Raw genomic sequence first — 9,042 nt, forward strand, 5'->3', positions numbered from 1 at the left:
TTCCGTGCCTCCTTAGCCGATCATCAAATCGCAGGTGGGATAGCGCACCTTGTCCGTCTTCCCCCGCCGGATGATAAAGGCCAGAGAGAACGAGAGGATGCCCACCCTTCCCATGTACATCAGTCCAATCAAAATAAGGCAGCTGACAGGAGACAGAGAACTGGTGATCCCTGTGCTGACGCCTACCGTACCTATGGCAGAAACCACCTCAAACAGCAGGGACAGGAAGGGGACTTCCTCCAAAACAGACAGGGTCATGGCGCACACAAACACCGCCAGAAGCACCGTCAGCGTCAGCGTGAACGCATCGGAAATCTGTTCTTCCCGCACCCGCCGGCGGAAAATGGTCACGTCCCGGCGGCCCCGCAGACCACTCCACAGAGCTGCTGCCAGCACCAGGGCGGTCACGGTCTTGATACCGCCCGCCGTGGACCCGCTGCTTCCGCCCACCAGCATGTACAAAAGGCTCATGACCTGAGAGTGCTCATACATTCCTCCCCGAGGAATGCTGGCAAACCCGGCTGTCCGCAGGCTCACCGACTGAAAAAGGCTGTTCGCCACCTTATCCCACCAGGGCATGGGCCCCAGAGTCATGGGATTGGACCACTCTGCCGCCAGAAAATACAACCCGCCGGAAAGAATCAAAAACGCTGTTGTTCCAAGCACCAGCCGGGTATAGACCGACAGCTTTTTCCACCGGCGGTTCCGGTAGATGTCCTCCCAGACGAAGAATCCCAGGCCACCTGTTACAATGAGCGTCCCATGGATCAGCAAAACCAAAGGCCGATCGGCAGCGGTGATCAAACTCCCGCCGCCCGCAGGACCCATGAGGTCAAACCCGGCGTTGCAGAAGGCAGAAATGGAGTGAAACACGCCATACCAGACCCCCCGCAGCAGGCCATGCTGGGGAACAAAGAAGAAAGAAAGGAGCAGGGCGCCGATCCCTTCTATCACAGCCGTGCCCACCAGGGCATGCCGCACCATCCGCACCACGCCGCCAATATGCCGCAGCCCCATGCCGGAGGCCAGCACCATCCGCTGGGACAGGTCAATATCCTGACGGAACACCGACAGGATCAGGGTGCAGGCTGTCATAAACCCCAGGCCGCCCAGCTGGATCATACAAAGGATCACCACCTGGCCCCCCAGGGACCACTGGGTCAGCGTATCCCGCAGCGCCAGCCCGGTAACGCAAGTGGCTGAGGTCGCCGTAAACAGGCCGGACAGGATGCCTGCACTCTCTCCATCCGCCGACATGGCCGGCAGGGTCAGGAGTGCAGCACCCAAAAGGATCATTCCTCCAAAGGAAAGGGCCACCATCCGGGTGGCGTTCATCCCCCGCCGCGCCCGCTTCCCCAATATCCAATGCAACAATTGCTTCAAAGCAGACCTCCTGATGGGATCGGGCCCCACAGCCCAGTCCCGCTTCACTCAGAACACAACAATCCATATGCAACATACCGGCAGTTCCCCGCCGGTATGTCGTATTGTTTCTATTCAGGGGACTTCCTGCCAGGCATAGGACAAGCGTCTTTCCACCCGCTCTCCTCTCTCTGCACGCCCTGCGGCGGCAGAAAGAAGCAGGAAGTCCTTCCCGTTTTAGTACAGCTTTGCACCCGCCGGGATCTTGTCGTCCACCATCAGGAGGTTGAGCCCTTCTCTGCCGTTCTCCTCGTGCACCGCAGAGATCAGCATCCCCTCAGAATCGATGCCCATCATCTTTCTCGGCGGCAGGTTGACAACGGCAATGGCCGTCTTGCCGATCAGCTCTTCGGGCTCATAGTACTCATGGATGCCGCTCAAAATGGTCCGCTTCCGGTCGGTGCCGTCGTTCAGGGTAAACTTCAGCAGCTTCTTGGACTTGGGCACGACTTCGCAGGCTTCGATCTTCACTGCGCGGAAGTCGGACTTGGCAAAGGTCTCAAAATCGACCGTCTCTTCAAAGAGGGGCTCGATCTTCACGTTGGAAAAGTCGATCTTCTCAGGCTCGGCCTTGGGTGCTTCTGCCGCAGGGGCGGCAGCCGTCTCCTTCTTGGGCATATCCAGGGGCTTCATGGTGGGGATGTGAAGGCAGCATTCCCATATCCTCTTATATCCTGTTGAAACCGTTGCGACACAACATGCCTTAAAACCCGTAGTACACATAAAACCTTATAAGCTAACGAAACTCCGCTCTGAAAAGGTGTAGAACCAGGTGTAAATTCGATTAACTGATTTTGACCTTTCCCTCAAGGTTCGCAAAGCTTTCTTTCTTCTTTTCTTTTGTTGCCTCATTATAAATATCCATCGTTGTTGAAATGTCGGCATGCCCCATAATCTCCTGTATAACCTTTAAGTTGGTCTCATTCTCGCAAAAGCGTGTGCAGAATGTATGCCTGAGATTATGAACTGTAAAATGAGGGAGAAGTTCAGGTTGACGCTTTTCTTTTTTTGCGGATTCTGATTCCATCTCATTATATATTTATAGTTAGTTCTGGTGGACGACTTCAGTTCATATTTTGTTTCGATATAATCGTCAAAGAACCTATTTAGAGATGTTCGGTACGCCTCATGGCTATTGATTCCATCTTCGATATCTCTGCGTATATCTCGCTCAATGTCCCTGAGTGCACGGCATTCTCTCTTTCCTTTTGGAATCTTGTCTGTGCTTACCAGTTTCCAGCTATAAACGCTTCTCCTCTCTCCTTTTGCGTCAAAATATCTGTACTCGTACTTGCCGTCACTTCTTTGCAGCTCCCCTTGTCTGAGGATTCTGCCTTTGTTATCGCGTCTCTTTTCGGACATATTCAGCTCCTTCCGATAAAGAGCCCACAATAATACGATTAACTTAGTGTATCATAGCCGGCTCTGTTTTTCAAGATATCTAAATTAAATTGTGCCTATCTACATACTCTTCGAACTTTTTCCTCTTTATTTGTGGCCTGTTCCCATTCCATAGTATGTAATCAGCATCGTTATCTTCACTGATAAGCTTTCTCAATTTGTTTTCGCCTATACGGAAATACGCAGACGCTTCTTCTACGCTCATTGTATATCGTCCCAGAATGGAATTTGTGTGGATTTATTCATGTAACACCTACTTTCGATTATAAAAAAATAGGGCTGGCTTATTGCCAGCCCATTTTTTTGCTGTGATTAACGGTCTTTAATAACAATTACACATATGACAATCAACAGGATAATAAGTTGAATCCATATTGGTGATAAAACCCATACCCAGCTCCAGTTAATCACGCCTATGAGCTTCAGTATAATAAATACAACGGCTACGACGTCCAAGATACCAAGGCCACTGCTCGAACTCTTGCTGCTCATAGCACATTCTCCTTTGTATCCGTGGAGCCCATACCGCCATTTCTTACGTTATCTACATTGTCTGAATATGTGATGCCGTATGGAATGAAAATTCCCTGCACGAACTTGTCACCAGCATGAATTTCAATTGTCTTGTTTTCCTTTGTATCGTTTGTGGCCTTAATGAAGATATGACCTTCGTTATCCGAACCATAATAGTCACTGTCAATAACGGGGATTGTGTTATCAAGCTGGAATCTATATTTGAATCCAAGCCCACTGCGTGGAAATCCGCCGAGCCACCATCCGTCATCAATCTTCACACGAATTCCAGTCGGAATCTTGATTGTTTGCCCCGGCTTAAGAGTAAAATCAAAACCATTTTCGAGCAGAGAATTGTAGAACTTCTTGATCGTGCTGTATTTAATGTCTACCAGTCTTTTATTCCCAAGTTCGTTACGCACATACTTGTCATACATATATTTAGTTACTGCGTGTGCTTTTCTTCAACTCTTTTTTGTCAGATATACAGTCCTCACAAAAGGCATCCAATCTGGTTTTTCTTGCATTGAATGTGTCGATTTCATCCTGCAAGTCTTTTGCAATTGATTTTTCGAGTTCTCGCAAGCAAATCCACGACTGCTTTCCTTTCGGTGTTCGATCTGACTGAGTTAAAGTCCAGCTATAAACGAATCTTGGTATGCCTTTGGCATCGATGTAACGATATATATATCTGCCATGTGGCCTGCAAAAACGGGACCAGCTTTTTCCTGGTCCCGCCTTGCGTTCACATATGGTTGGTATCAGCCCTTTTCCTCACGATGCCTTGATCAAAGTGAGAACAGGGATTACCTCGTTGGCAGAGTCTAAAACAATGTAACTCCCATCAGAGGTAATTCTACTAAGTATATAAAGATGATTTCCTTGGTTAGAGATGATCGATGTTTCACCTGTATTCAGTGTCTTCATCAGGATGGCATTGTCGTTACGCTCATTGAGAAAGAGTCTGCCATCGTCATAATTCCAATAAAACACATACATACTCTCGTCCTCATTGATCACGGTTTCTTTTCCATCACCATAGTCATAGACAAAAATTCTATAATCCACGGTATTTTCTTTAAGGATGGAATAAAGGCATCGCTCTCTATCTGCAACAATATTAAATAAGGCGATATCTGCATCCAAAGGGATCTCTCGAAGTTGTTTTTTTTCAAATAGGTCATACACTTGGATTTTTCTCTCTCCCCCCTGATCTACAGCATAGGCGCAGATCCCATCGCTAATATTAGCTCTGATAAAGGGGAAGTCCGCAACGACCTCCTCGGCGATATCAAAAAGAGTCCCTGTTGCAATCTCATATCCCCGAATGAATGCCGTTTCGTCCGACAGGCGATACCAGGTTAGATAGCTTCCATCACACTGTAGAAGAACATCATACCCGCCCCAATTATACTGCTCAATCATCTGGACCTCTCTGGTAGCTAAGTCCAATCGCTCAATAGCGCACTGCTCACCCTCGGTGCGAACCCAAAACACCTCATTGGCTGTAGCCTGCAATTCGTTGATATAAAATCCGTCTGCGTTGGTATATTCGTAGAGGACAGTCTCCGCTCCGGAGAGCAAGTCCCAAGCACAGAGCTTTGCCGAACGCAAATTTAAAGTCATCGGTACGTCTTCAGTTAGAAGGCAGAAAGCCATATCTCCATTAGACGCAATACCTCCTACAGCCCAACCTGACTCCAAGTGAATGGGGATCTCTTGGACATACGCCTCTTCGGCCTTCGCTTGTTCGGTATCCTTATCTTGGGAGCATCCAGATACCAGTAAGGCTACAGAGGAAATCATACTAAAGGCACATAGAAGAAGTTGTAATTTTCCTCTCATCGTATGTCTCCTTAAATCAAAGAGGTAGAGATGAGATATCTTTCAGCTGCAGAAACGGATGCTTTGGCTTCAGATGTTGGAATAGACCGTGTTCCGTAGTAAGCAGGATTCCGATTGCAATCAGACAAACGAATCTTGTTAGTAATGTTGTTGATTGCGGTCACACAGATATAGTGCCCACTTGCATGACCACCATAGTAATTCAAGTATTGTGTCCTTGCATGTAGTATAGGGGCCTTATTGTTGACAAGACTATTCAATACAGTTTGTCTAAAAGTATAGTTGCTCATTGCGCTTCCGCGCTTATAAGAATACCCCGATATATATGTATTTAAAACATTTCTGACTTTATATACAAGCGTCCCCACGGTACTACTTGTCCCCATGGCATTTGCAAGTGTATCTTGCTTTTCATTATTTGTATTTCCGGCTACATATCCACCATACGCTGTTATTGCCTGCAACGCACTACAAGGACCACAATAGTAGTTATTTTTTTGTTTGATTAAAACCGGATCAATCCACGCATTTGTAGAATTACCAACTTTAGGAATAACACCCGTCTCCTCATGAATAAGGGCAAGCTGATTGTCGACAATACCCTGAATCATTTCCATTGCAGAAGTTGGATCTTCTGCATAGTGCTTTGAAAATTCTTTATCATCCTGGTAACTTGATAATTCACGATCGATTAATGCATCTCTCAAGGTGTTTACATCTACTTCATGGTTCTTGATGTAATCAATAATCTCTTCCATAGGTAGCGCCATCAATTGCAAAGAAAGACTAGATTCATCTGTAGATGCTCCAAGGGCACTTAGCGGAAACAAAACAAAAGAGAATACCATTATTAATAGTGTCGATAAAAGTTTTTTCATTTTATTATGAAACCTCCTTCTTGTTTTTATGTGTCCACTTACTTGACTATATTCCAGCGAAATATCCCCTCCCTCTTTGTACTATTAATCAGTACTAAATATTTTGAATATATTATATCATCTTTTTTTTTATTGTCAATTCTGTCTTTCAAAAATTTCTTATACAACGCCAAGTCGATATGCTTCTTCGTGGCTGCTCACACAGACGTCAATTCTATTTCCTTTGATTGCGCTTCCTGTATCTTGTGCTTTGAATTCTCCATACCCATCAATATATACCGTGCTATTAAGCTTGATTACCGACTGGTCAACAGCAATTGTACACCAAGGTGTTAACGTGGCACCAGTCGCAGTGCCAGAATAACCGCCATTACAGATAGAGCAAGGACAATAATGAGAGATTCGAAAGGTTCCTATGTATGTACCTCCTGAGAAATTGCTTGTTCGTAATCCTTATCCCTCCGCATGGTGCATAACTTCCGGGTGCTCCGCAGCGTCGATACCGGCTACAACGTCATTCATTTTATTTGCCAGCGTCAGCGGCTGCGCTGGCCCAGCATCTTTGTCAGGTCGCCCTGCGGGTCCACATCCACGAGCAGGACCTTGTGTCCAGCGGCGGCAAGCCCCGCGCCGATACAGTACACGGATGTACTTTTCCCGACCCCGCCTTTTTGATTAGCCACGGCGATAACCTTTGTGTTTGCCATGGGGTTCCTCCTCCTTTCATAGATTTAGCCGCCTGCGGCAACAGGCGGCTGTGTACGGACATGGAAAAAGCCGCTTACTCTGCGTTAGAATAAGCGGCTCTCAAAGAAACAATATGTAATTGCAGGCTCTCACATCAGGTTGGCCACCTTCAGGATCATTTCGTCGATGCAATCGGTGTATCTGCCCTCGCGGATCAGCTTGTTTTTGCAATGGACCAGGCTGGCCATGACGACTCGCAGTTCATTGTATGTAAGATAGAGATAATACTTTTCTTTCTTCTTCCACCACATGATTTATCCTCCTGCCTACAAAGACTTCTGTTCGGTTCTCCATTTCACAAATCGAGTTCTGATATACACAAGATCCCTGTCAACGTCCGTTGAAAAGTATATATGCGCTGTCTGGAACGCCTTTATAATATCATACATGTAATCTGATGCAACTGTGCAATTCCTATATGGCATCTTTATGTAACGAATCCCCCTCTTCCGACATAAATGCTCTTTCACTCTGTCCATTGCCTCTGTTTCTGTGTTCACCGCAATAGCGAGCTTTTCTTCCGGAAGATAAACATCAAGAGGTAATCCGATAACTTCGGCGGCATAAAACCAAGCTGTCAGCCCTTTCATTTCGGCATAATACTTGATTGCCAGCTGGGGCAATACGCTTTGAAACTCACGTTCACAGACCTTACATCCTTCACCTTCAAATACCCGCTTTTGGATTTTTCCTTTCCATGAATGTCCACAGGCGCACCTCCACCAGACACTTTTCAACGAATTTGGCGAAATCATTTCCGGGCTGACCGTGGCATTTTTCTCATAATCCCACTCCGTAAGAAGTTGCGGGTTTGTCGTTGCCAGGTCATTGTATGGTTCTTACCCTTGTTTCATTTTTCGCATACTGCCAAATCAGTGGTATTGCCGTAGTATGGTATATGGTTGTAGCAGCTGTTATTGTCGGCTTCTTCACCTCTTATGCAGCTATGTTTGGATTCGACAAATTTAAGGAAACGATTACTCAGATTACAAAAACAGATAGCAAGTAATGATAGGTGCTTGCAAGCAAACAAGTTAGGGGGTGAGCAAGCCCTATGATTAACTACATTGAATTTCTGAACGTGCCGACTAAGGTCGCTATTGTCCTTGTCGGTCTGTTCCTTGTTATTCAAGTTATCGGGGAGCTTTTGGAATTCAAAGGGAAGGTTGTTCCAGAGTTTGTCAAAATTCGTAAAGTGTTTCAGCGAAGAAAAAAAGAAAAAGTTCTGATACATAAGATGGGAGAAACTCTGGACAAAGTTCAGGTTACCCTGAACGACCTAAATCAGCATTATAGCACAGACAACATACGCATGCGTGATGATTGGATACGCCTGGTGAACTCGAAATTAGAGCAATATGACAAGAGCATTAGTGAGCTTGATAAGAAGCTGGATAAGAACAATAGCGATACTCTCTCTATTTTAATTGATAACAAGCGCAGTTCAATCAGGAGTACGAAAACATTATCACAAGCAACGATATGACAAATGGCGAAGTAGATATCGCCATCAGGGTTATCAAAGAAGCATATGAAAATCATATGCGTAACCATACTTTCATAGAAAATATAAGGGGTTACGCAAAGAATGACTAACGGATTTTTTGTGGGTGTATTATGGGGGCTACCTTTCTTGGGTATGTCCCCATTTTTTTGCGTAAAAAAAAGGGACAGACTGGAGCTAACCAGTCCATCCCTTGTAACAGCCGCAGGACGCCTCTCACGACGTTTTTTGTGGCAGGCGACTATATCAGTGTTATAAAAGCCCGTACAGCTAATTCTGGAGCTAATACGGGGTATCTGTGTGTTTATAACATTACTGCACTACCTGCAATAATCTTATAAGCATACAATGATATATGTATACCGCCTGCCTATTGTGGGCGGTATGGGTATAAGAAAAAACACCTTTGCATTACGCAAAAGTGTCTTTTCAGAAGTCGTTATTGTGGGCTTATAAAACGAAAAAGTGTAAATCAGGTGTAAAACATCTTTTTAGGATGTAGGAAATTCCCGAAATGCATTGTGCTACAATAGCCATATTAGTCGATGGGCTTCATAGTGGGGACGATTTAGGACATCGTTTCAATTCTTGCTATAACCCAACATAGTTCAAAATAAGTCGCAAATCAGATTTTTTCAAAATCCTACTTTACTTTATTTTCGATTAGTTTCGTGGGGGCTTTGTGTAAGAATTGATGTAAATGATGTAAATGCTTTTATCCACCAACTATGA

Annotated in this window: 11 protein-coding genes and 3 pseudogenes; 1 reads left to right on the forward strand and 13 read right to left on the reverse strand. The window is 45.5% G+C overall.

The genetic code is table 11. The annotated features are described in order from the left end of the window. Window positions 1–12: 12 nt before the first annotated feature. The 13 genes and pseudogenes from SOR61_RS07220 to SOR61_RS10270 form a co-directional block, all read right to left on the reverse strand. Window positions 13–1,383, reverse strand: a complete 1,371-nt coding sequence (locus SOR61_RS07220; RefSeq protein WP_320611995.1) for a potassium transporter TrkG — start codon at window positions 1,381–1,383, stop codon at window positions 13–15. A 216-nt stretch (window positions 1,384–1,599) separates the two neighbouring features. Further along, complete coding sequence (gene metG / locus SOR61_RS07225; RefSeq protein ID WP_407066518.1) at window positions 1,600–2,040, reverse strand: methionine--tRNA ligase subunit beta; 441 nt, start codon at window positions 2,038–2,040, stop codon at window positions 1,600–1,602. Between the two features lie 166 nt (window positions 2,041–2,206). Beyond that, window positions 2,207–2,458 (reverse strand): annotated as a pseudogene (locus tag SOR61_RS07230) (tyrosine-type recombinase/integrase); the annotation flags it as partial. 176 nt (window positions 2,459–2,634) lie between these two features. Further along, a pseudogene (locus SOR61_RS10265) lies at window positions 2,635–2,784 on the reverse strand (integrase DNA-binding domain-containing protein); the annotation flags it as partial. A 79-nt stretch (window positions 2,785–2,863) separates the two neighbouring features. Next, window positions 2,864–3,069, reverse strand: a pseudogene (locus tag SOR61_RS07240) (excisionase). 242 nt (window positions 3,070–3,311) lie between these two features. Further along, window positions 3,312–3,773: a hypothetical protein gene (locus SOR61_RS07245; protein ID WP_320611997.1), complete on the reverse strand. Its 462-nt coding sequence runs from the start codon at window positions 3,771–3,773 to the stop codon at window positions 3,312–3,314. A 4-nt stretch (window positions 3,774–3,777) separates the two neighbouring features. After that, window positions 3,778–4,101, reverse strand: a complete 324-nt coding sequence (locus SOR61_RS07250) for an integrase DNA-binding domain-containing protein (protein ID WP_320612004.1) — start codon at window positions 4,099–4,101, stop codon at window positions 3,778–3,780. A 9-nt stretch (window positions 4,102–4,110) separates the two neighbouring features. Beyond that, window positions 4,111–5,181 carry a hypothetical protein gene (locus tag SOR61_RS07255; RefSeq protein ID WP_320611998.1) on the reverse strand — a complete coding sequence of 357 codons (1,071 nt, stop codon included), beginning with the start codon at window positions 5,179–5,181 and terminating at the stop codon, window positions 4,111–4,113. An 11-nt stretch (window positions 5,182–5,192) separates the two neighbouring features. Then, on the reverse strand, window positions 5,193–6,059 hold the full coding sequence (locus tag SOR61_RS07260) for a C39 family peptidase (RefSeq protein WP_320611999.1): 867 nt from the start codon (window positions 6,057–6,059) through the stop codon (window positions 5,193–5,195). A gap of 159 nt (window positions 6,060–6,218) precedes the next feature. Next, window positions 6,219–6,476 carry a 3D domain-containing protein gene (locus SOR61_RS07265; protein WP_320612005.1) on the reverse strand — a complete coding sequence of 86 codons (258 nt, stop codon included), beginning with the start codon at window positions 6,474–6,476 and terminating at the stop codon, window positions 6,219–6,221. Between the two features lie 119 nt (window positions 6,477–6,595). After that, complete coding sequence (locus SOR61_RS07270) at window positions 6,596–6,766, reverse strand: ParA family protein (protein WP_320612000.1); 171 nt, start codon at window positions 6,764–6,766, stop codon at window positions 6,596–6,598. A gap of 129 nt (window positions 6,767–6,895) precedes the next feature. Further along, entirely contained in the window at window positions 6,896–7,057 is a 162-nt protein-coding gene (locus SOR61_RS07275) for a hypothetical protein (RefSeq protein ID WP_320612001.1), read from the reverse strand. Window positions 7,058–7,072: 15 nt separating this feature from the next. Beyond that, window positions 7,073–7,630 (reverse strand): zinc-ribbon domain-containing protein, encoded by a 558-nt coding sequence (locus tag SOR61_RS10270; RefSeq protein WP_407066520.1) that lies wholly within the window; start codon window positions 7,628–7,630, stop codon window positions 7,073–7,075. A gap of 230 nt (window positions 7,631–7,860) precedes the next feature. Between SOR61_RS10270 and SOR61_RS07280 the strand changes: the two genes are divergently transcribed. After that, on the forward strand, window positions 7,861–8,292 hold the full coding sequence (locus SOR61_RS07280) for a hypothetical protein (RefSeq protein ID WP_320612002.1): 432 nt from the start codon (window positions 7,861–7,863) through the stop codon (window positions 8,290–8,292). The last annotated feature ends 750 nt before the right edge of the window (window positions 8,293–9,042 follow it).

This window comes from Evtepia sp. (genome assembly GCF_034090835.1).
GTDB lineage: Bacteria > Bacillota > Clostridia > Oscillospirales > Oscillospiraceae > Evtepia.

Bases quoted from the DNA above. Each gene is read 5' to 3' on its own strand.
- metG (WP_407066518.1), bottom strand. From the start codon at position 2,040: ATGCCCAAGAAGGAGACGGCTGCCGCCCCTGCGGCAGAAGCACCCAAG.
- SOR61_RS07245 (WP_320611997.1), bottom strand. From the start codon at position 3,773: ATGTATGACAAGTATGTGCGTAACGAACTTGGGAATAAAAGACTGGTA.
- SOR61_RS07255 (WP_320611998.1), bottom strand. From the start codon at position 5,181: ATGAGAGGAAAATTACAACTTCTTCTATGTGCCTTTAGTATGATTTCC.
- SOR61_RS07260 (WP_320611999.1), bottom strand. From the start codon at position 6,059: ATGAAAAAACTTTTATCGACACTATTAATAATGGTATTCTCTTTTGTT.
- SOR61_RS07270 (WP_320612000.1), bottom strand. From the start codon at position 6,766: ATGGCAAACACAAAGGTTATCGCCGTGGCTAATCAAAAAGGCGGGGTC.
- SOR61_RS07275 (WP_320612001.1), bottom strand. From the start codon at position 7,057: ATGTGGTGGAAGAAGAAAGAAAAGTATTATCTCTATCTTACATACAAT.
- SOR61_RS07280 (WP_320612002.1), top strand. From the start codon at position 7,861: ATGATTAACTACATTGAATTTCTGAACGTGCCGACTAAGGTCGCTATT.